Origin of the sequence: Microbacterium sp. A84, assembly GCF_051842815.1 — a bacterium.
Classification (GTDB): Bacteria; Actinomycetota; Actinomycetes; order Actinomycetales; family Microbacteriaceae; genus Microbacterium.
The window spans coordinates 1,910,115-1,931,518 of sequence record NZ_JBPXMS010000001.1 but is presented as its reverse complement, the minus strand read 5'-3'; the positions used below and the strand labels follow the sequence as shown (position 1 = coordinate 1,931,518).

The window sequence follows — 21,404 nt, the reverse complement described above, 5'->3', positions numbered from 1 at the left end:
GATCAGTCGAGTGTGATGTCGACCTGGAGTTCGGCGGTCAGCCGCTCCAGGTCGGCGCGCAGCGACGCAAGATCAGCGGATGCCGGAATCCTTGCCGACACCGTCGCCTCGAACAGGCGGCCGCCAGCCATCGCGGCATCCTTCGTCTCGGTCGTCATGTCCTGGATGCTGAGCTCGTGCGCATGCAGCACCGCCGACACCTCGCGCACGATGCCAGGGCGGTCGTTGCCCAGGATCTGCAGCGTAATCGGCTGATCGGTCGCGGTGCGAGCACCCGCTCCGGTGTGAACCGCAATCGTGAGTAGTCCGTCGAGGGCGCGCAGCGCGGACTCAAGATCGGACTGGCGGTCATCGGCGACGGATACCTGAATCACGCCAGCGAAAACACCCGCGAGTTCGGCGAGCTGGCTGTTCTCCCAGTTGCCGCCATGCCCATCGACAACATCGGCGACGGCTGCGACGAGGCCGGGGCGGTCGGATCCGGCGACGGTGAGGATCAGAGTGGTCATGTCTGAAGCGTAGCCGCGCAGGCTCAGCTGTCCCAGACCCCGGTCTCGAGAAAATCATCCATCTGCGCGCGATGCGGCGCGAGGTCCCAGCCCTGATCAACGACCCACTCGTCCGAGTAGTACGTGCCCGCGTATCGCGCGCCGCCGTCACAGATGAGCGTGACGACACTGCCCTGCTCGCCCGCGGCGCGCATTCGTGCGATCAGTTGGAACGCTCCGACGAGGTTCGTGCCGGTCGAGCCACCGGCCCAGTGCAGCGTGCGATCCTTCAGCAGGCGGATGGCTGCGATGGATGCCGCATCCGGGATCTGCAGCATCTCATCGATGACTCCCGGGACAAACGATGGCTCGACGCGCGGCCGACCAATACCTTCGATGCGGCTCGGGGTGCCGGTGGTGTAGTCGGCGGCTCCGGTGCTCCAGCCGCCGAAGAACGCCGAACCCTCGGGATCGACAACGGCGATGCGCGTCGGATGCTGGCGGTACCGCACGTAGCGTCCGAACGTCGCGCTGGTACCGCCGGTGCCTGCACCGACCACGATCCAGTTCGGGATCGGATGCCGCTCACGCGAGAGCTGGCTGAACACGCTCTCGGCGATGTTGTTGTTACCGCGCCAGTCGGTGGCCCGCTCTGCGTACGAGAACTGGTCGAGGTAGTGGCCGCCGCACTCGGCGGCCAGGCGCTCCGCCTCCGGATACATGTCCGGCGCAAGATCCACGAAGTGGCAGCGACCACCGTAGAACTCGATCAGATCGATCTTCTCCTGGCTCGTCGACCGCGGCACGACGGTGATGAACGGCAGCCCCAGCATCCTCGCGAAGTAAGCCTCGGACACCGCGGTCGATCCACTGGATGCCTCGACGAGCGTGGTCCCCTCGTGGATGCGTCCGTTGACCAGCCCATACAACAGCAGCGATCGGGCAAGTCGATGCTTGAGGGATCCGGTCGGATGCACCGACTCATCCTTCAGATACAGGTCGATTCCCCACTCGGGCGGTAGGGGGAACACGTGCAGATGCGTGTCCGCGCTGCGATTGGCGTCAGCTTCCAGCAGTGCGATGGCGTTGCTCGCCCAGGAGGTCATGGGTTCGAGCGTAGCTGCGCGCTCATAGTGCCACGTACAGGGCGACTGCGCCGCCGGCGAGCGCGACGATGACGAGTGCCAGCACGAGCGGGACGACCCAGCGGGGGCGGCGTGTGAGAGGACGGATAGTCGGTGACGGCTTGGTCAGCGGGCCAGGTGTCAGGGCAGCACGGCCGGTGAGATCGATCAGCGCGGGCGGGGGCCCGCTGGGGGCGGGCTGCTCCTCATCCCGATCGTCGCTCTTGTTCTCATTCATCGGAGTACCCGCCTTCACCGGTGTCGCCGTCGTATCGGAAGACGCGATCGCTGAGCGCGCAGGAGGTGGCGTCGCTTCGTGCTCGTCGACCATCGTCCGCATCCCCTCTGAGCAATCGCCATCATCCTCAGAGACATCCTCAGAGAGAAACTGTACCGGCACGCGATGTGCCGCCATGGCCGTCGACGTGCAGCAGGGAGGCCTGCGATTGCTCCTGGCGCAGCTGGAATTCGAAGCGTGAGCGATCACCGCGGTGCAGCGCGATGAAGTACTCGATCGGAGTACCAGTGGCATCCCGGCTGATGCTGCGCAGTCGCAGTAGCGCCGACCCTGCGCTGACGTCCAGATGTTGGGCCTGGTCATGGGTCGCGACCGTCGCCTCGGCCGAACGCACGCCGTCGGTTGCCTGGATGCCGTGCTCGGCGAGCACGCGGTAGAGGGATGCATCGGAAAGATCCACGCCGAGCGTGACAGCGCCGACAGCATCCGGCATCCACGTCGTCGAATATGACCACGGCTGGCCGTCCACGTGCCGGAGGCGCTCGAGAGCGATGACGGGGGAGCCCACCGGAACCTCGAGGGCCTCCGCGACGTCGGCGTCAGCATCCTCGCGTTCATGGCGCAGGATGTCGCTGCGCACGTGACCGCCACGCTGTTCGACGTCGTCGTAGAGCCCGATCAGCGTGTGCACCAATGATTCGGCCGTGCGGGGGCGCGAGACGAAAGTGCCTTTGCCCTTGACTCGCTCGACAAGTCCTTCATGCTCCAGCTGCGCGAGCGACTGACGCACGACGGTGCGCGAGATTCCGTAACGCTCACAGAGCCGGTGCTCGCCGGGAAGCGGGTCGCCGGGCTTGAGGCCGTCACGGGCAATGCTGTCGATGATCAGCTGGCGCAGTTGGTCGTACATCGGAGCGGCGGAGTGCCGATCGATCGCGTCGTCCGCTGTCGGGTTCGAGGCCATCTAGTACGCCACCCCCGCGTGCAGGATGACGTTGGCGTAGGGGGTGAGCTCGCCAGAGCGTACGAATGCGCGCGCCGTGTGGGTGCGCTTCTTGAACTCCACATGCGGCACGAGTTCGATCTCGATTCCCGGCAGGCGTTCACGAAGAGCCGCGAGCACCTCTGGACTCGTCTCAGCGATCTCCGCGGCCACTGTCGCGCCTTCGACGACCATCTCGGCAAGCACGGTGTCGAGCACGTCGAAGAACGCGGGCGCTCCGGGGCGATAGGCGAGATCGATCCGTTCGGAGCCGGGAGGAATCGGAAGCCCGGCGTCCGTCACGACGATGAGGTCGGTGTGTCCGGTCTCGCTGATGACGCGGGAGAGGGCGGGGTTGATCGTGGTCGAGGTCTTGCGCATGCGAACTCCTGATCAGGCGGGGGTGCGCGATGCCAGGAAAGCATCGACGTCGCGGCGGAGAGGAAGGCTGGGGGATGCGCCCTGCTTGGTGACGGTCAGCGCGCCGGCGGCGGTGGCCAGGCGCACAGCGTCGGTCAGTGAGGCGCCGTTTGCGAGGGCGGCGCCGAGGTAGCCGGCGTATGCGTCACCGGCAGCTGTGGTGTCAACGGCCTCGACCGGCAGCGGCGGCACGATCTCGGCGCCGTCTGCGGTCACGACGCACGACCCCTGTTCGGCGAGTGTGATGACCGCTGCGCCGACGCCCTGGGCGAGGAACCAGCGACCGGCCTGCTCGGCGGTGGCGGCATCCTTCACCTCGATGCCGCTGAGTACGGATGCTTCCGTCTCGTTCGGCGTGACGATGTCGATGTTGCCCCACACCTCTGCGGGCAGGGGTGCGGCAGGAGCCGGGTCGAGAATCACGGTCATGCCGTGCTCGCGTCCGCGCGCGGTGATGTGCAAAGTGAGGGCCGACGGTGTCTCGAGCTGAGTGAGTAGCACCGAGGTCGTCGCAGCCAGCGCGTCGAGTGCGGCGTCGATCTGCGTCGTGCTCAGCTCGGCGTTGGCGAGCGGCACCATGACGATGTCGTTCTGCGCGGAGGCGTCGACACGGATGTGCGCAATGCCGGTGGGGCCGGGGACTGTGCGCAGGTGAGTGAGGTCGACTCCGGCCTCGCTGAGACCGTCGATGACGAGGTCATGGAAGAGGTCGTCGCCGACGCATCCGACGAAGCTCGTCGTTGCTCCGGCGCGCCCAGCGGCGACCGCCTGGTTGGCACCCTTGCCGCCGAGCATCAACGTGAACTGATCACCGAGAATGGTTTCTCCTCGTGCAGGAAGGCGCTGGGAGAAAGTGGTCACATCCGCAGTGACGCTGCCGACGATGACGACGCCGGTGCGTGCGTCAGTGGCCGTCTCGATGCGTGCATCGATGGGGGAGGCGGTCATGGGGCTCCTGATCTTCTTTGACTTCGCTGAGTCCTGTCATTACATTAGCCGAGTCAGTACCTGTAACGACAGGTTGACCACAAGGAGCCGAACCCATGTCTGCTGTCGCCGCCATCGCCCCACGCCTGTACGTCGACAGCGCCGATCTCGAGCGGGTCTCACTGCTGCTGGATGCCGGAGTCGTGCACGGTGTGACCACCAATCCGACGATCCTTGAGCGCGGCGGACGCACCGCTCGGGAGATCCCCGATCTCTATGCCCGTTGGGAGTCGGAGGGGGCGAAGGAGATCTTCTTCCAGACCTGGGGTGCTGACCGTTCCGAGCTGCTGCGCAATGCTGCGATGATTCGCGCGCTCGGTGAGCGGGTGGCGGTGAAGGTCCCGGCGACCGCCGATGGCTTCGCCGTGGCATCCGCTCTCGTCGGCGACGGTGCGACGGTTCTCGTCACGGCCGTGTACTCGGTGGCACAGGCGCTCGCCGCGGCGAGCATCGGGGCGACGTACATCGCGCCCTATCTTGGTCGTCTGCGCGATGCCGGGGTCGACGGCGATGCGCTGATTCCCGAGATGCAGGCGGTGTGTGCGGGCAGCGCGACCAATGTGCTCGCTGCGAGCCTGCGTTCTGCGGATGACATCACCAGGCTCCGGCTGGCAGGCGTGCCGTACTTCACTGCCGCACCGGATGTGCTCGACCAGGTGCTGTTCCACGAGGTCAGCGACAGCTCGGCCGCCGAATTCGAAGCCGCAATGGGGCGGATCGGGGCCTGAGCCCCTCGGCAAGCGCGACGGGTCAGGCGTCGGCCGCGGCCTGACGCAGCCAGCGTTCGACGCCGGCGATATGCGCTGTGGCGAGGGACGTCGCAAGGCTCGGATCATGCTGGGCGATCGCTTCGGCAATGGCTCGGTGCTCCGATAGCGTGCGCTCGACCGCTCCCTGCTCGGTGAGACCGCGCCACACTCGTGCGCGTACCGTCTGACTGCTGAGGTTCTCGATGAGGCTGGCGAGATAGGTGTTGCCGGCCATTCGGACGATGTCGCGGTGGAAGCGGATGTCATGTTCGACCAGTTCGTCGATCGTCACCGCGGCGCCGACACTGTCGAGTTCCTGATGCAATTGGTCGATCGCGTCGCGCGAGCCGAGCGTGGCGGCCAGGCCAGTGGCCTGAGATTCCAACATGCGCCGCACGGCGAAGATCTCGAGCATCGAGTCGTCATCGTGCATGTCGACGACGAATGAGATGGCTTCCAGGAGCAGGTGTGGCTCCAGGCTCGTGACATAGGTGCCGTCGCCACGGCGTACATCGAGAACTCGGATTACTTCGAGCGCCTTGACTGCTTCGCGCATGGAATTACGGGAGAGTCCGAGCCGCTCGGCGAGTTCCTTCTCGGGTGGGAGACGGTCTCCGGGGGAGAGCGCTCCAGACACGATCATCGCTTTGATCTTCTCGATCGCCTCGTCAGTGACAGCCATAGCGTCATTCTAGCCAATCATCGGATGTCTGCGGCAGGATGGGCTCATGCGCGTTCTCGACTCACACCTGCACCTCTGGGATCCGGCCCGTCTTGACTATGACTGGCTCACCGGTCCGCTGCGGGCGCGGTTCGATGCGGACGAGTTGGCTGCCGCTGTGGGCGGCCTCAGTGACGCACGTGGCTTCGTCTTCGTGCAGGCCGGTAGCGCCGAGGACCAGTACCTCGACGAGGTCGCGTGGGTGACCTCGCTGGCATCACGGGTGAATGTGCGGGGAATCGTCGCCGGCGCACGGCTCGATTGTGGCGCAGCGACGCTCGAATACCTGGATGCCGTGGCAGCCAAGCCGCTCGTCGTCGGCGTGCGTCACCTGCTGCAGGGGGAGCCAGCCGGTTTCGCCGGGACGACCGAGTTCCGTGCCGGAGCGGTTGCACTCGTGGAACGGGACCTGACGTTCGACGCGTGCGTTCGAGGGACAGCGCAGTTGCGTGATGTGGCGGCCCTCGCGGCGGAGCTGCCCGAGCTGCGGATCGTGCTCGACCACCTCGGTAAGCCGTCGGTCGGCACGGCTGAGGCACCGGTCGCACCGTCGACGCAGTGGTCGGATGGGATGCATGCGCTCGCCGCGAACTCCCAGGTGTTCTGCAAGCTCTCCGGGCTTCCCGCCGAGGCCGGTGGAGCATGGGATGCCGCGCAGATGGTGCCCTTCCTCGACGTCGCGCTCGCGGCGTTCGGGCCGGACAGACTGATGATCGGAAGCGACTGGCCGGTGTCGGCGGTGCATGCAGCCGGGGATGCAGCGACCATTGATCCTGCTGCCATCCCCGCGTGGACGGATGCCGTGGCATCCTGGGCCGCGTCTCGCGATCTCGACACCGACGCGATTCTCTGGCGGGGCGCGGAGCGGTTCTACGGGATCGGGTAGCGCGGGCGGCGGCCCCGCGCCCCGAGCCCCGCGCCCGCGGTCCCGCGCGTCCGCGCCTACTCCGCGCGCAGGCGCAGCTGCGCCATGCCGCCGTCGACCTCGATGAAGGTGCCGGTCGTCGACCCGGCGGACGGGGAGACCAGGTACGCCACGGCCGCGGCGACCTCATCCGGGCTGACCAGACGGCCATGCGGCTGACGCGCCTCGAGCGCCGCGCGCTCGGCGGTGGGGTCATCCGCCTGGCCGAGCAAGCGTCCGACCCACGGGGTGTCTGCGGTGCCGGGGTTGACGGCGTTGACCCGGATGCCCTCACGCAGGTGATCGGCAGCCATCGCGCGGGTGAGCGCGGAGACCGCTCCCTTGGATGCGGTGTACAGCGCACGCTGCGGCAAGCCGGTAGAGGAAGCGATGGATGCCGTGTTGCACACCGCCGCAGCTGGCGACTGGCGCAGCCAGGGAAGTGCCGCCGAAGTCACGCGGGCGATGCCGGTGACGTTCACCGAGAGCACCCGCGCCCACTCCTCATCGTCGTTCGCGCTGATGTCGCCGGTCGCGCCGATGCCGGCGTTGTTCACGACGATGTCGATGCGTCCGAATTTCTCGGCGACGGCGGTGACCGCAGCATCCACGCTGGCGCGATCCGAGACGTCAGCGGTGAACGCGGCGAAGCGCTCGTCGGCACCGGAAGGGTCACGGTCAAGCACAGCGATCTGCGCTCCGTCGGCGTGCAGTCGCTTCGCGATCGCGTCGCCGATCCCGGATGCACCGCCGGTGACGATCGCAACGAGGCCCTCGAGGGCCGAGCCCTGAGCGAGCGGAGCGGTCATTTCTGCGCCTCCCATGCCACGAAGTTCTGGCGCTGATGACCGAGGCCATCGATCTCGATATCGACCACGTCGCCGGCCTTCAGATAGGGGAACTTGCCCGACAGTGCCACGCCCTGCGGCGTGCCGGTGAGGATGAGGTCGCCAGGCTCGAGCGTCACATACTGCGAAAGGTGGTGCACGATGTGCTCGATCGAGAAGATCATGTCGCGGGTGTTCGAATCCTGGCGGGATTCGCCGTTCACGAAGCTGCGCAGGCCCAGGTTCTGATGATCGACCTCGTCGGGGGTGACCAGCCAGGGGCCGGTGGGATTGAAGCCGGCGGCGATCTTGCCCTTCGACCACTGCCCCCCAGAAACGTCCATCTGGAAGGCGCGCTCGGAGACGTCGTTGGCGACGACGAATCCCGCGACGTGATCGAGTGACTCCTCGGTGCTGTCCAGATACGCGGCGCGCTTGCCGATCACAATGCCGAGCTCGACCTCCCAGTCGGTCTTCTCGCTACCTCGGGGAATCGTCACGTTGTCGTTCGGTCCGACCACTGTGTTCGGTGTCTTCAGGAAGATGATCGGAATCTTCGGTGGCTCGGAACCGGATTCGGCCGCGTGGGCGGCGTAGTTCATGCCGATGCAGATGACGGCGCTGGGCCGTGCGATGGGAGCGCCGATGCGCAGATCTTCGGCACCCTCAAGCTCCTCGAGCTCGCCGGCGGCGAGGGCTGCCGCCACTCGCGAACGGAAATCTCCGGACAGAAAATCCCCGTTCACATCGGATGTCACCGGTCGCAGGTCGAGGTGACGATCACCGTCAACCAGGACGGGAATTTCGGATCCAGGGGCGCCAAGCCGCGCGAACTTCATGGTTCTCCTACCTCGTTGGGGAGCCGCAGTCGGGCGGCATGTCTGATTGACAGTATAGACATCCGATGTTTACACTCCAAGAGATCCGTGCAGAAACTTCGTGCTGCACCAGGAGAGGAACCCCCGTGAGCCGAATCGTCGCACTCGAGACCACTGACATCCGTTTTCCGACTTCGTTGAGCCTGGATGGCTCGGATGCCATGAACCCTGACCCCGACTACTCGGCGGCATACGTGATCATCCGCACCGACGCCGAAGATGACATCGCCGGCCACTCGTTCGTCTTCACGATCGGTCGCGGCAACGATGTGCAGGTCGCTGGCATCGATGCGCTCGCCGGTCATCTCGTCGGACGCGAGATCGAGCCGCTCCTGGATGACATGGGCACGACGTTCCGTGACATCATCGGCGACTCGCAGCTGCGCTGGCTAGGCCCGGAGAAGGGCGTCATGCATATGGCCATCGGCGCGGTGATCAATGCGCTCTGGGACATCAAGGCCAAGCGTGCGGGCCTGCCGCTCTGGCAGTTGCTGGCGCGGATGACGCCCGAGGAGATCGTCTCGCTCGTCGACTTCCGCTACCTCACCAACGCACTCACACCCGAGCAGGCGCTCGAGATCCTGCGTGCCGCCGTCCCCGGACGTGAAGAGCGCGAGGCCGAATTGCTCGCCACCGGTTACCCCGGCTACACCACCAGTCCCGGTTGGCTCGGATACTCCGATGAGAAGCTCGAGCGCTTGGCGCGCGAGGCCCTCGCCGATGGCTTCACACAGATCAAGCTCAAGGTCGGTGCCGACCTCGACGACGACATCCGCCGCTTCCGCAAGGCACGTGAGGTGCTCGGTCCTGACTTCCCGATCGCGATCGACGCGAACCAGCGCTGGGAAGTCTCCGAGGCGATCGAATGGGTCGGCGCTCTCGCCGAGTTCAACCCGGCATGGGTGGAAGAACCCACCAGCCCCGATGACGTTCTCGGCCACGCCGAGATTGCCCGCGGCATCGCTCCGATTCGCGTCGCAACCGGCGAGCACGCTCAGAACCGGGTGATCTTCAAGCAGCTGCTGCAGGCGAACGCCATCGAGGTCATGCAGATCGACGCGGTGCGCGTCGCGGGCGTCAACGAGAACATCGCCAACCTGCTGCTCGCGGCGAAGTTCGGGGTGCCCGTCTGCCCGCACGCCGGCGGCGTCGGCCTGTGCGAAGCAGTGCAGCATCTGTCGATGTTCGACTTCGTTGCCATCACCGGCACACGAGAGGGTCGCCTGATCGAGTACGTCGATCACCTGCATGAGCATTTCGTCGTTCCGACGGACATTCAGGGTGGTTCCTACATGCCGCCCATTGCTGCGGGTGTCAGCATGGAGATGAAGGCGGAGAGCATCGCGAAGTATGCCTGGACGGGTGCGCATGTCACGGACTGAGTGGAACATCCCGGCTCTCGGGTACGGCGCAGCAAACGTCGGCAATCTCTTTCGTGCACTGACGGATGCCGAGGCCTGGGCGGTGCTGGAGGCTGCGTGGGAGAGCGGCATCCGCTACTACGACACCGCACCGCACTACGGGCTCGGACTCTCCGAGCGTCGCCTCGGGGCGTTCTTGCAGACCAAGCCGCGCGACGAGTTCGTGGTCTCGACCAAGGTCGGTCGTCTGCTGCGTGCCAATCCCGATTTCGACGGCGGACTCGACACTGACAACGACTTCTTTGTGCCGAATGATCTGCAGCGAGTGTGGGACTTCTCGGATGCGGGCATCCGCACCTCCCTCGACGAATCGCGGGAGCGCCTGGGGCTCGACCGGATCGACCTCGTCTACCTGCATGATCCAGAGCGGCACGACCTCGACCTCGCGCTGGCTGAAGCGTTCCCCGCCCTCGAGCAATTGCGGGCCGAGGGGGCTGTCAGTGCGATCGGTGTCGGGGCCATGACCAGTGCGGCGCTCGCCCGTTCGGTGCGCGAGGCCGACCTCGACATCGTCATGATCGCCGGCCGCTACACGCTGCTGGAGCAGCCGGCCGTCGCCCAGGTGCTGCCAGCTTGTCGCGAACGCGGCACCGGGGTGGTCGCGGCATCCGTCTTCAACTCCGGCCTGCTCGCGAAGGCTGAGCCCACCCGCGATAGTCGCTACGAGTACGGCGGGGTGCCCGACGACATCTGGGACCGTCTGCAGCGCATCGTCGCCGTCTGCCGCGCGCACGACGTCTTGCTGCCGGCTGCCGCCATGCAATTCCCGCTGAGGGATGCGGTGACCCGCTCGGTTGTTGTTGGCAGCTCTCGCCCGGAACAGGTACGTCAGAACGCGGCGCTCGCCGCCGCCGAAATCCCCGCCGCATTCTGGGATGAGCTCGTCGCCGAAGAGCTCATCCCCGAGTGAATCGACGGGAGTAAAAGGAGAAACCATGCTCGAAGGAATCAACCCGTTGCTGACCGGTGAGCTGCTGCTGCACCTCGACCGGATGGGGCACTCCGATGCCGTCGTGATCGCGGACGCGCACTTCCCGGCCTGGGGACTAGGAGAACGCGCCATCGATCTGCCGGGGACGACGACGCCCGAGGTCCTTGCCGCGATCCGCTCGGTGATCCCGCTGGACGATGCACCGGGACTCGACCTGATGGCCTCGGCCGACGGCGAGATTCTCGACGTCCAGCGCGAGCTCATGGCCGCCGCCGGAACAACGCTCGAGACGACCCAGTTCGTCGAGCGCTTCGCCTATTACGACATCGCCGAGGCCGCGTACCTCATCGTGCGCACCGGCGAGACGCGCAAGTACGGCAACGCGCTGCTGCGCAAGGGTGTCGTCGGGCATCCCTCCGCGTGAAGGGTGCCCGACCGGATGCCCGCGTGGGGATCAGTGCAGATCGATCGTGCCCACGGCGTGCAGTGCGTCGCGAATGTAGCGGTTCGCGTGCGCGGCGAGGTCGTCGGAGTCCTGCCAGAGGTTGCGCCAGATGCCGAGGGTGTTGCTGAGTTCGGCGCTGACCACGGCCGAGGAGAAAGACTCGAACACGACGGGTCCGTCGTAGGCGACGTCGTGCAGTGCGCGGAAGAACGTCGCGAAGTCGACGGTGCCGGTGCCGAGGTATCCGCGGTGGCTGTCACCGATGTGTACGTAGCCGAGCTTCCCGGCCTTCGCGACGTCGTGCACGGGTTGGAAGAAGTCGGACTCCTCGATGTTCATGTGGTACGTGTCCAGATGCACGCTGACATCACCGGAGATGCCCTCGATGAACCCCAATGCGCCACGACCAGTGTTGAAGACGTTCGACTCATAGCGGTTCACAACCTCGAGCGACAGGCGGATGCCGCGCTCGGCCGCGATTGCCGCAAGGTCCGAGATTGCGGCCTGGCTGTTCGCGATGCCCTTCGGCGTCGCGGGCGTCATGTACTTGCCCATCGCCGAGTAAATGACGCCGCACAGCACTTCGCCGCCCATCGTGGCGACGTGGTCGAGGCAGCGCTCCAGCGTCGATACACCCGCGGCGACGACGGCGGGGTCTTCGCTGGTGAGGTCAGTTGCCGCTGTCAGGCCGAGGGACGCCGTCACAGCGAGGTCGTTGTCGCGCAGCATCCGCCCGGCGAGTTCCGAGTCGAAGGCTGCGGCATCCATGAGGGGGATCTCGATGAGATCGAAGCCGGCATTCTTGGTCCCCTCGATCGCGCGCCGCAGGCCCGCCTCGTCGAAGGTTCCGGTGAAGACCAGTCCGTGCGCACCAATGAGCATTTTCATTCCCGTCTCTGCGCATCCGCGCGCATCTGTGACCAAGTTGTTATTACAGGTTTAGCATGGGCATGGCATCGTTAGGTACATTCAGATACAACTTGCATCGAAGCGGATGCTGATAGAGAATTGATCCGATGTTTAAGATGGCACGCACAGCGTCCACGCATCATGACAGACAACGACCTTCAAGGGGGCAGGTGAACATATGAGCGATCCCATTCTCCGAGTGGAAGGCATCAGTAAGGGCTTCCCCGGGGTGCAAGCACTCCAAGACGTGCACCTCGAGGTGCGCGCTGGTGAAGTGCTCGTGCTCGTGGGTGAGAACGGCGCCGGTAAATCGACGCTCATGAAGATCCTCTCCGGGATCTACATGCGTGACGAGGGCACGATCACCTTTGAGGGCGAGCAGGTCGAGCTGACCAGCCCGCTTCAGGCGCAGCAGCTCGGCATCACGATCATCCACCAGGAACTGAATATGATGCCCGACCTCACCGTCGCGCAGAACATCTTCATTGGTCGGGAGCCCAAGTTGGGGCTGCTGCTGTCCGAGCGGACGCTCAACCGACAGACTGCCGAACTGCTGAAGGGCCTGGGTATTGCGCTCAACCCGAAGCAGAGTGTGGGAGAGCTCACGGTTGCCGAGCAGCAGATGGTCGAAATCGCCAAGGCGCTCTCCTTCGACGCCAAGGTCCTCATCATGGATGAGCCGACGTCGGCTCTCACCGACAGCGAGGTCGAGACACTTTTCCGCCTGATCGAGCAACTCAAGGCGAACGGCACCGCCATCGTCTACATCTCACACCGTATGGACGAGCTTCGCCGTCTCGCTGATCGTGTCTCCGTGCTTCGCGACGGTCAATACATCGGATCACTTGAGAAGAGCGAGATCAGCATCCCGAAGATCATCGAGATGATGGTCGGTCGTGTCATCGATGAGGGAACGCGGCCGACGGCACGCGATCACGCGAACGACCCCGTCGTTCTCGACGTGGCGAATCTGTCGACCAAGTCGCTCCTGAAGGATGTCAGCTTCCAACTGCGGCGGGGCGAGATCCTCGGGTTCGCCGGCCTCATGGGGGCAGGTCGCACCGAGACAGCCCGCGCCGTGATCGGCGCCGATCCGCGCAGCGCAGGGACCATCTCCATCAATGGTCGAGAGGCCAAGATTCGCCAGCCCGAGGATGCCGTGAAGCGCGGTGTCGGCTACCTCTCCGAGGATCGCAAGAAGCTCGGTCTCATGCTCGAGCAGGACGTCACGTTCAACACCGTCCTGGCATCCCTCGGCCGCTACGCCAACGCGATCGGCTGGATGGGCGACAGCAAAGCGAAGAACCAGACCAAGGAGTACGTGCAGCAACTGCGCGTGAAGACGCCCTCGGTCAACCAGATGGTCAAGCTGCTGTCGGGCGGAAACCAGCAGAAGGTCGTCATCGCCCGTTGGCTGATGCGCGACTGCGACATCCTCATCTTCGATGAGCCGACTCGAGGAATCGACGTCGGCGCGAAGGAAGAGATCTACCGGCTGATGCAGCAGCTCGCTGACGCCGGAAAGTCCATCATCGTCATCTCGTCGGAGCTACCAGAGATTCTGCGCGTCGCCAACCGTATCGCAGTGTTCGCGAACGGTCGGATCGCCGGCACGCTCCGCAACGAAGAAGCCAGCCAGGAGAAGATCATGCAACTTGCAGCCCACGGGGAGGAAGACTGATGAGTACCCCACAGCAGCCCGGATCGACGACGACCGTCATCCAGCAGGCCGTCACAGAAAACACCGACAAACGCGATATCGGCGGCTTCCTCAAGCGTCAGGTGCAGCAGTCACTGGCGTTCGGCACGCTCATCGTGCTGGTGATCTTCTTCTCGATCGCGAGCCCGAGCTTCTTCACGTTCAGCAACATCGCCACGGTGCTGCTGTCGACAGCGGTCATCGGCATCCTCGCCCTTGGCACCACGTTCGTCATCATCACTGGCGGTATCGACCTGTCGCTCGGCACCGGCATGGCGCTGTGCGCGGTGATGACCGGTGTTTTCATCACCAACATGGGTCTGCCGGTCTGGCTCGGTGTGCTCGGCGGCATCGCCACGGGTGTGCTGATGGGGCTCGTCAACGGTGTGAACGTCACCTACCTGAACCTGCCGCCGTTCATCGCGACGCTGGCCATGATGATGATCGCCGGCGGCCTTGCCCTGGTCATCTCCGGGGTCGCACCGATCTACTTCTCCACCTCAGCGCCGGACTTCAAGAAGATCGCACTGGGCACGATCATCCCGGGCATCCCTAACGCCGTGTTGATCACCGCAGCTCTTGCGATCGTCGCGTTCATCGTGCTGTCCAAGACGCTGCTGGGTCGTTACACCTTCGCGATCGGCTCCAACGAGGAAGCGACGCGCCTGTCGGGTGTGAACACTCGCCGCTGGACGATCCTCATTTACATGTTCGCGGGCGCTTTCACCGGCATCGCGGGTGTCATCATCGCCTCACGGCTGGATTCGGCTCAGCCGCAGATCGGAACCGGATACGAACTGCAGGCGATCGCCGCGGTGATCATCGGCGGTACCTCACTGCTGGGCGGACGAGGCTCCATCATCGGCACCGTGATCGGCGCGCTCATCATGAGTGTGCTCGTCAATGGCCTGCGCATCCTGTCGATCCAGACCGAGTGGCAGAACGTCGTCGTCGGCGTCGTCGTGCTGCTGGCAGTGTTCCTCGACTCGCTGCGCAACCGCCAGCGAAATTGATCCTCGGGTGGTGGCGATCCCCGTGCCCGCCACCATCACGATCGGCTTCGGCCGAAAACCGCGGAGTGATCCGCACCGGCACACACCACCGGAATGTCCACATCGTCGGTCGTGAGATCGACACCCACAGAACAATGGAGTTTCCATGCGATTTGGCAAGAAGACCGCATTCGCGGCACTCGTGGCCGCATCCGCGCTTGTGATGGCGGGCTGCGCAGGCAGCGGCGACGTCATCGATGAGGGCGCCGGCACTGACGGCGGCGGCAGCAGCGACGAGATGTACATCGCCCTCGTTTCGAAGGGCTTCCAGCACCAGTTCTGGCAGGCCGTCAAGCAGGGTGCAGAGGAGAAGGCCGAAGAGCTCGGTGTTCGCATTACGTTCGAAGGCCCGGCCGCGGAGACCGAGCTCGCGCAGCAGCTCGAGATGCTCACCACGGCGATCGACAAGAACCCGGATGCCATCGGGTATGCGGCTCTGGACCCCCAGGCCTGTGTCGCCCCGCTCGAGAAGGCGGCAGCGAACGACATCCCGGTCGTCTACTTCGACGCACCCTGCGACGGTGATGTCGGCCTGAGTCTGGCGGCAACCGACAGTGAAGTCGCCGGGGCACTGGCTGCAGATCACATGGCTGAGATCATCGGCGGCGAAGGCGAGGTCGCGATCGTCGGTCACTCGCAGATCAACTCGACCGGTGTCGAGCGCCGCGATGGATTCGTCAACCAGATGGAGGCCGAGTACCCGAACATCGAGATCGTCGACATTCAGTACGGCGACGGTGACCACCTGAAGTCGGCAGACATCGCCAAGGCCATGATCGCCGCGCACCCCGACCTCGCCGGTATCTACGGCACCAACGAAGGCTCCGCCATTGGCGTCGTCAACGCGGTTGGCGAGCTCGGCCTGGAGAAAGGCAAGCTGACAATCATCGGCTTCGACTCCGGAGCTGCGCAGATCAACGCCATCAAGGACGGCACCATGGCCGGTGCCATCACTCAGGACCCGATCGGTATCGGCGCTCAGGTCGTTCAGGCGGCGTACGACGCAGCCAACGGCGAGGCCGTCGACGAGTTCTACGACACCGGCTCGTACTGGTACGACGCCACGAACATCGAGGACCCGAAGATCGCCGCGGTTCTCTACGAGTGATCTGACCAGTCAGATGCGGCCCTCACCTTCGGGTGGGGGCCGCTTTGCTGTCAGGAGTGGAAGACCGTGTGCAGGTCGCCGGCGACCTCACGCCCGCCGAGGCCTTCGATCTCGAAGAGCACCGAGATGCCTGCGACGTGCGACCCGAGTCGCTCGATCAGCTGACGCCCGGCGGCAAGCGTGCCTCCGGTGGCGAGTACGTCGTCGATGAGGAGCACGCGCGAGCCTGCTGGCAGATCGTCGTGCATCTCGATCGTCGCCGTGCCATATTCCAGGGCGTAGTCGATGGATGCCGCGGGGCGAGGAAGCTTGCCCGCTTTGCGGATCGGAATCAGGCCGACGCCTGCGACGATGGCGGCAGCACTGGCGATCAGAAACCCGCGGGCCTCGATGCCGGCGATGACGTCGAACTGTCCGATGAAGGGCGCGATGATCGCCTCGGTCGTGGCGCGGAGCGCGTTAGCATCCGCCAGCAGCGGGGTGATGTCACGGAACAGGATGCCGGGTTCTGGGTAGTCCGGGATGCTGCGGATGAGGGATTCGGCATGGGCCAGAGCAGGGGAGAGTTCGGCGGAGGGCACTGAAAGATCGTACTCCAGCGTCCTGAGACGGCTCTGCGCTTGACAATCGTGGGAGCGCTCCCATATGGTTGCTCAACAACACGTGGGAGCGCTCCCACGTGAAACCCAAATGCCCAACCACTGCACCATCTCTCACAAAGGAGTGACCGTGAATACACGTGCCCGCCGACGCATACTGACCACAGCAGCCTTCGCATCCATCTCTGCCCTCGCCCTCGCCGGGTGCTCGTCTGGCGCCAGCGACGCAGACGCAGGCGCCGACACCGACGAGCAGATCACCCTGTCCGTCACAACGTTCGGCGTCTTCGGCTACGACGACCTCTACAAGGAATACGAGGCCGCCAACCCGAACATCAAGATCGAAGCATCCAACATCGACACCGGCGGCAACGCGCGCACCGACACCTTCACGAAGATCGGTGCTGGCGGCGGACTCAGCGACGTCGTCGCGATCGAAGAAGGCTGGCTCGGCGCCATTATGGATGTCTCTGACATCTTCGTCGACCTGCGTGACTACGGCATCGAAGATCGCAAGGGCGACTGGCTGGAGTGGAAGTACGACCAGGGAACTGACGCCGAAGGGCGCGTGATCGGCTACGGCACTGATATCGGTCCGAGTGGCATCTGCTACAACGGCCCTGCCTTCGAAGCCGCAGGGCTCGCCAGCGACCGCGAATCCGTCGCAGAGCTGCTCACCGGCGACTGGGAGAACTACTTCGCCGTCGGCGCCGACTACACCGAGAAGACCGGCAAGGCGTGGTATGACCACTCCGGATTCGTCTGGAACGCGATGGTCAACCAGATGGAGGAGGGCTACTACACCGCCGACGGTGAGCTGAACATCGAAGGCAACGCTGAGATGAAGGAACGTTTCGAGCTGCTGGGGGCAGCGACCGAGGGTGGACAGTCCGCGGCGGAGGCCGCATGGGACTGGAACGGCGGCAAGTCGTTCGTCGACAGCAGCTTCGCGACGTTCGTCTGCCCCGGATGGATGCTGGGAAACATCGCCGGCAAGCTGGAATCAGGTGGCGGTGACGCGTCGACGGGCTGGGACTTCGCCGACGTGTTCCCTGGGGGTGCGACCAACTGGGGTGGCGCATTCCTCACTGTTCCGGAGAGTTCGGAGCACAAGGAAGCAGCCGCGGCCCTCGCCGACTGGCTGACGCAGCCGGCGCAGCAGGTGAAGCAGTCCACGGCTGCTGGTAACTTCCCGTCGACGATCGCGGCGCAGGAAGAGATCGCAGCTGCCGCGACGCCGAACGAACTCTTCAACGGTGCACCGACCGGCGCGATCCTTGCGGAGCGCGCGAAGGGCATCGTCGCGCAGTTCAAGGGTGCCGATGACTCCGTCATTCAGGAGAACGTGTTCGGTCCGCCTCTGAGTGGTCTCGACCGTGGGGAGTCGAACACTCAGCAGGCATGGGATGAGGCCATCTCGCTCCTGAACGAGCTCGTCGGCTGATCCTTCGACAGGCTCGGTGACCGGTCAGCCGGCCACCGAGCCTGTCACAGCACTGCTCATGCATTGCGCACCAAGACGGCACACAAGGAAGAAACAATGACACTTACCGCTCCGCCCGAGCAGCGTCAGGACACGGCATCTCGTCGACGTCCGACAGTCACGGCGAAACCCTCCTGGCGTCATCGCGCATCCCGGTTCGATCAGAAGGCCTCGCCCTACTTCTATATCTCGCCGTTCTTCCTGGTGTTCGGCATCGTCGGGCTGTTCCCCCTCATCTACACGGTTTACGTTGCCGTGCACGACTGGGATCTGCTCAAGGGCGAGGGAGATTTCGTCGGATTCGGCAACTTCGTCGAGATCCTCGGCGACAGCATGTTCTGGAACTCGATCTCCAATACCCTGAGCATCTTCTTGCTCTCCGCGATCCCGCAGCTTGCGGTCGCTCTGATCGTTGCCTACCTGCTGGACCGCGGACTCCGCGCGCCGACGTTCTGGCGTATGAGCATCCTCATTCCCTTCGTCGTCACGCCCGTCGCTGTCGCGATCATCTTCTCCAGCATCTTCAGCGAGGCTGACGGACTCGCCAACAACCTGCTGAACCTGATCGGCATCGTCGATCAGGAGTGGAAGCACGACACTTTCCTCTCGCACGTCGCGATCGCCACGATGGTCAACTTCCGCTGGACCGGGTACAACGCCCTCATTCTTCTCGCCGCGATGCAGGCGGTGCCGCGTGACCTTTACGAGTCCGCTGCCATTGACGGCGCAGGCCCCATCCGGCGCTTCGTTTCGATCACGATCCCGACGATCCGACCGACCCTCATCTTCGTGATCATCACAGCCACCATCGGTGGTCTGCAGATCTTCGCCGAACCGCGCCTGTTCGACGTCTCCACTGCCGGCGGCATCGGCGGCAGCGACCGCCAGTTCCAGACCACGGTGCTGTTCCTCTGGGAGATGGCGTTCTTCCGCCGGAATCTGGGCGAAGCATCCGCCGTCGCGATCTTGCTGTTCCTTCTGATCATCGGAATCGGCGTGATCAACTTCCTCATCTCGAGGAGCATTTCGACGGGTGACGCACCCAAGAACAGGGCTGCGCGACGTCGCGCCCGCCGTAACGCGAAGGAGTTGACTCGATGAGCGCCACCCAGGCACTGAGTGTGCCCGAGAAGATCAGGCGTCGTCGAGGCATAACGGGCGGCAATGCTGGCATCGGCAGTCGTCCCGGATTCCTCACCTACGGACTGCTGGCCGCGTTCATCATCGGCAGCGTGTACCCGCTGTGGTGGTCGGTCGTCGTCGCCAGTGGCACGAACTCCACCCGCGGCGAAACGCTGCCGATGATCCCCGGTGGCAACTTCTTCGCCAACGCCGCCAAGGTGTTCGACGCCATCCCGTTCTGGCTGGCACTGGGCAACTCGTTCGTCATCTCGAGCGTGATCACACTTTCGGTCGTGACCTTCTCCACGCTTGCCGGCTACGCGTTCGCGAAGCTGCGGTTCAAGGGCCGCGACGGCCTGATGATCTTTGTCATCGTGACCATGGCGATCCCGACCCAACTCGGGATCATCCCGCTGTTCATGGTGATGCGCGAGCTGGGCTGGACCGGATCGATCGGTGCCGTCATCGTGCCGACGCTGGTCACCGCGTTTGGTGTGTTCTTCATGCGCCAGTACCTCGTCGATGTCATCCCGGACGAGCTCATCGAAGCCGCACGCATGGATGGTGCAAATCAGTTCCGCACCTTCCTCACCGTCGGTCTTCCCGCCGCACGGCCCGCGATGGCCATTCTGGGACTGTTCACCTTCATGACGGCGTGGACGGACTACCTCTGGCCGCTCATCGTGCTCTCGCCGCAGAATCCGACACTGCAGACGGCGCTGAGCCAGCTGCAGTCCGGCTATTACGTTGACTACTCGATCGTGCTCACCGGTGCGGTGCTCGCAACCCTGCCCCTGCTGATCCTCTTCGTGGTCGCAGGCAAGCAGCTGGTCAGTGGCATCATGGCGGGCGCGGTGAAAGGATGAGCCCTATGACCCGGTCCTTCCCCAAGAACTTCCTCTTCGGTGCGGCCACCGCGGCGTACCAGATCGAGGGCGCCGCCCACGAGGACGGCCGCACGGACTCGATCTGGGATGCCTTCGCGCGCGTGCCGGGTGCCGTCATCGGCGGTGACAACGGGGATGTGGCATGCGATCACTATCACCGGTACCCCGAGGACGTCGCGCTCATGAAGGAGCTCGGGCTGCAGACCTACCGCTTCTCCACGTCGTGGTCGCGGGTGCGCCCGGACGGCGGCGCGGTGAACCAGGCCGGAGTCGACTTCTACAGTCGTTTGGTCGACGAGCTGCTCGGCGCCGACATCTTGCCGTGGCTGACGCTCTATCACTGGGACATGCCGCAGGCGCTGCAGGAGAACGGCGGCTGGACGAACCGCGACAGCGTCGATCGCTTCCTCGAGTACGCGGGCACCATGCACGACGTGATCGGCGATCGCGTGAACGTGTGGACCACGCTGAACGAGCCGTGGTGCTCGTCGTTTCTCTCCTACACCGGCGGCGAGCATGCGCCGGGGCACACGAGCGTCGCCGAAGGGCTGCTCGCCGCGCACCACCAGCTGCTCGCGCATGGTGCGACGATCCGCGAGTTACGCGGCCGCGACGCGTCGCTCGATCTCGGCATCACGCTCAATCACACGGTGACCGACCCGGCAGATCCGCAGAACCCGGCCGACGTCGACGCTGCGCGTCGCGTGGACGGTCAGTTCAACCGCTGGTTCCTCGACCCGATCTACCGTGGCGAGTACCCGGCTGACATCATCGAAGACATCCGCGCGGTCGATGCGGGTGCGGTGGCGCAGTTCGAGGCGGCGATCCACGACGGCGACCTCGAGACGATCTCGCAGAAGATCGACACGCAGGGAGTGAACTACTACCACGGGGATTTCTTGGCAGGCGCCGCTCCGGCGGTCCCACCGGTCTCGGGTGGGCCCTCAACCGAGCGGAAGGGGCGCAGCCCGTATCCGTCGAGCGAAGGCATCCATTCTGTGGAACGCGGGCTCGCACGCACCGCCCAGAACTGGGAGGTGCAGCCGGAAGGTCTCACCCGCCTGCTTGAGCGCATCTGGACGGAGTACGCCCAGCCTGCTGGCACCGTGCTCTACATGACCGAGAACGGCGCGGCCTACGACGACGTCATGGTCCGGGAAGAGGGCGAAGCGCGCGTTCACGACGCCGATCGCACCGAGTTCCTGCGTCTGCACCTGGGCGCAGTGTTGGATGCGGCGGAAGCCGGCGTCGACGTGCGCGGGTACTTCTACTGGTCAATGTTCGACAACTTCGAGTGGGCCTGGGGTTATGACAAGCGTTTCGGTATCGTGCGCGTCGACTACGACACCCAGGAACGCAGCATCAAGGACAGTGGTCGGGAGTACGCTCGGATCATCGCCGCTCGTTCTCTCTGAACGCACGGAGAAAGG

General features: G+C 64.8%; 23 protein-coding genes. 12 read left to right on the top strand and 11 right to left on the bottom strand.

The window, feature by feature from the left end; translation table 11 throughout:
* Nucleotides 1-2: 2 nt before the first annotated feature.
* From ACSU04_RS09210 to ACSU04_RS09185, 6 genes are read right to left on the bottom strand one after another with little or no spacing between them, the layout of a single operon-like run.
* Entirely contained in the window at nt 3-509 is a 507-nt protein-coding gene (locus ACSU04_RS09210; protein WP_439289189.1) for a glycine cleavage system protein R, read from the bottom strand.
* Between the two features lie 23 nt (nt 510-532).
* Nucleotides 533-1,594, bottom strand: coding sequence for a PLP-dependent cysteine synthase family protein (locus ACSU04_RS09205; RefSeq protein WP_439289188.1), 1,062 nt, complete (start codon nt 1,592-1,594; stop codon nt 533-535).
* A gap of 22 nt (nt 1,595-1,616) precedes the next feature.
* Nucleotides 1,617-1,943, bottom strand: a complete 327-nt coding sequence (locus tag ACSU04_RS09200; RefSeq protein ID WP_439289187.1) for a hypothetical protein — start codon at nt 1,941-1,943, stop codon at nt 1,617-1,619.
* 46 nt (nt 1,944-1,989) lie between these two features.
* Nucleotides 1,990-2,814, bottom strand: coding sequence for a GntR family transcriptional regulator (locus ACSU04_RS09195; RefSeq protein ID WP_439280202.1), 825 nt, complete (start codon nt 2,812-2,814; stop codon nt 1,990-1,992).
* The gene (rbsD, locus tag ACSU04_RS09190) at nt 2,815-3,213 is read right to left on the bottom strand and encodes a D-ribose pyranase (RefSeq protein ID WP_439289186.1); all 399 of its coding nucleotides are present in this window, start codon (nt 3,211-3,213) and stop codon (nt 2,815-2,817) included. It abuts the gene before it with no gap.
* A gap of 12 nt (nt 3,214-3,225) precedes the next feature.
* A complete protein-coding gene (locus ACSU04_RS09185) occupies nt 3,226-4,200 on the bottom strand; it encodes a ribokinase (RefSeq protein ID WP_439289185.1) in 975 nt (324 codons plus the stop codon).
* A gap of 95 nt (nt 4,201-4,295) precedes the next feature.
* Here ACSU04_RS09185 and ACSU04_RS09180 point away from each other — a divergent pair, with 95 nt between their 5' ends.
* The gene (locus tag ACSU04_RS09180; RefSeq protein WP_439280205.1) at nt 4,296-4,967 is read left to right on the top strand and encodes a transaldolase family protein; all 672 of its coding nucleotides are present in this window, start codon (nt 4,296-4,298) and stop codon (nt 4,965-4,967) included.
* A 22-nt stretch (nt 4,968-4,989) separates the two neighbouring features.
* Here the strand turns inward: ACSU04_RS09180 and ACSU04_RS09175 are convergent, their stop codons facing one another.
* A complete protein-coding gene (locus ACSU04_RS09175; RefSeq protein WP_439289184.1) occupies nt 4,990-5,670 on the bottom strand; it encodes a FadR/GntR family transcriptional regulator in 681 nt (226 codons plus the stop codon).
* 46 nt (nt 5,671-5,716) lie between these two features.
* Between ACSU04_RS09175 and ACSU04_RS09170 the strand changes: the two genes are divergently transcribed.
* On the top strand, nt 5,717-6,595 hold the full coding sequence (locus ACSU04_RS09170; RefSeq protein WP_439289183.1) for an amidohydrolase family protein: 879 nt from the start codon (nt 5,717-5,719) through the stop codon (nt 6,593-6,595).
* Between the two features lie 56 nt (nt 6,596-6,651).
* Here ACSU04_RS09170 and ACSU04_RS09165 read toward each other — a convergent pair whose 3' ends face one another.
* Nucleotides 6,652-7,422 carry an SDR family NAD(P)-dependent oxidoreductase gene (locus ACSU04_RS09165; RefSeq protein WP_439289182.1) on the bottom strand — a complete coding sequence of 257 codons (771 nt, stop codon included), beginning with the start codon at nt 7,420-7,422 and terminating at the stop codon, nt 6,652-6,654.
* Nucleotides 7,419-8,279, bottom strand: a complete 861-nt coding sequence (locus ACSU04_RS09160) for a fumarylacetoacetate hydrolase family protein (protein ID WP_439289181.1) — start codon at nt 8,277-8,279, stop codon at nt 7,419-7,421. Before ACSU04_RS09160 ends, ACSU04_RS09165 begins: the two co-directional genes overlap by 4 nt.
* Before the next feature lie 125 nt (nt 8,280-8,404).
* Here ACSU04_RS09160 and ACSU04_RS09155 point away from each other — a divergent pair, with 125 nt between their 5' ends.
* Genes ACSU04_RS09155 through ACSU04_RS09145 form a run of 3 tightly spaced genes read left to right on the top strand, consistent with a single transcriptional unit; the run spans nt 8,405 to nt 11,094 of the window.
* On the top strand, nt 8,405-9,700 hold the full coding sequence (locus tag ACSU04_RS09155) for an L-fuconate dehydratase (protein WP_439289180.1): 1,296 nt from the start codon (nt 8,405-8,407) through the stop codon (nt 9,698-9,700).
* Nucleotides 9,687-10,649, top strand: coding sequence for an aldo/keto reductase (locus ACSU04_RS09150; protein ID WP_439289179.1), 963 nt, complete (start codon nt 9,687-9,689; stop codon nt 10,647-10,649). Before ACSU04_RS09155 ends, ACSU04_RS09150 begins: the two co-directional genes overlap by 14 nt.
* 25 nt (nt 10,650-10,674) lie before the next feature.
* Nucleotides 10,675-11,094 (top strand): RbsD/FucU family protein, encoded by a 420-nt coding sequence (locus ACSU04_RS09145; RefSeq protein WP_439280212.1) that lies wholly within the window; start codon nt 10,675-10,677, stop codon nt 11,092-11,094.
* 30 nt (nt 11,095-11,124) lie between these two features.
* Here the strand turns inward: ACSU04_RS09145 and ACSU04_RS09140 are convergent, their stop codons facing one another.
* Nucleotides 11,125-12,003, bottom strand: coding sequence for a sugar phosphate isomerase/epimerase family protein (locus tag ACSU04_RS09140; RefSeq protein ID WP_439280213.1), 879 nt, complete (start codon nt 12,001-12,003; stop codon nt 11,125-11,127).
* A 199-nt stretch (nt 12,004-12,202) separates the two neighbouring features.
* On the opposite strand from ACSU04_RS09140, the gene ACSU04_RS09135 reads away from it, so the two are divergent.
* The 3 genes from ACSU04_RS09135 to ACSU04_RS09125 all read left to right on the top strand — a co-directional run bounded on the left by ACSU04_RS09135 (nt 12,203) and on the right by ACSU04_RS09125 (nt 15,883).
* On the top strand, nt 12,203-13,705 hold the full coding sequence (locus ACSU04_RS09135; protein ID WP_439280214.1) for a sugar ABC transporter ATP-binding protein: 1,503 nt from the start codon (nt 12,203-12,205) through the stop codon (nt 13,703-13,705).
* Entirely contained in the window at nt 13,705-14,736 is a 1,032-nt protein-coding gene (locus ACSU04_RS09130) for an ABC transporter permease (RefSeq protein WP_439280215.1), read from the top strand. The genes ACSU04_RS09135 and ACSU04_RS09130 overlap by 1 nt, the downstream gene beginning before the upstream one ends.
* A gap of 145 nt (nt 14,737-14,881) precedes the next feature.
* Nucleotides 14,882-15,883 (top strand): ABC transporter substrate-binding protein, encoded by a 1,002-nt coding sequence (locus ACSU04_RS09125; protein WP_439280216.1) that lies wholly within the window; start codon nt 14,882-14,884, stop codon nt 15,881-15,883.
* A 50-nt stretch (nt 15,884-15,933) separates the two neighbouring features.
* Here ACSU04_RS09125 and ACSU04_RS09120 read toward each other — a convergent pair whose 3' ends face one another.
* Nucleotides 15,934-16,464: an adenine phosphoribosyltransferase gene (locus ACSU04_RS09120; protein ID WP_439280217.1), complete on the bottom strand. Its 531-nt coding sequence runs from the start codon at nt 16,462-16,464 to the stop codon at nt 15,934-15,936.
* A gap of 148 nt (nt 16,465-16,612) precedes the next feature.
* On the opposite strand from ACSU04_RS09120, the gene ACSU04_RS09115 reads away from it, so the two are divergent.
* The 4 genes from ACSU04_RS09115 (at nt 16,613) to ACSU04_RS09100 (ending at nt 21,389) form a co-directional block, all read left to right on the top strand.
* Nucleotides 16,613-17,926 (top strand): ABC transporter substrate-binding protein, encoded by a 1,314-nt coding sequence (locus ACSU04_RS09115; RefSeq protein ID WP_439280218.1) that lies wholly within the window; start codon nt 16,613-16,615, stop codon nt 17,924-17,926.
* A gap of 96 nt (nt 17,927-18,022) precedes the next feature.
* A complete protein-coding gene (locus tag ACSU04_RS09110) occupies nt 18,023-19,066 on the top strand; it encodes a carbohydrate ABC transporter permease (RefSeq protein ID WP_439289178.1) in 1,044 nt (347 codons plus the stop codon).
* A complete protein-coding gene (locus ACSU04_RS09105; RefSeq protein WP_439280220.1) occupies nt 19,063-19,953 on the top strand; it encodes a carbohydrate ABC transporter permease in 891 nt (296 codons plus the stop codon). Before ACSU04_RS09110 ends, ACSU04_RS09105 begins: the two co-directional genes overlap by 4 nt.
* A gap of 5 nt (nt 19,954-19,958) precedes the next feature.
* A complete protein-coding gene (locus ACSU04_RS09100; RefSeq protein WP_439289177.1) occupies nt 19,959-21,389 on the top strand; it encodes a GH1 family beta-glucosidase in 1,431 nt (476 codons plus the stop codon).
* Nucleotides 21,390-21,404 lie beyond the last annotated feature (15 nt).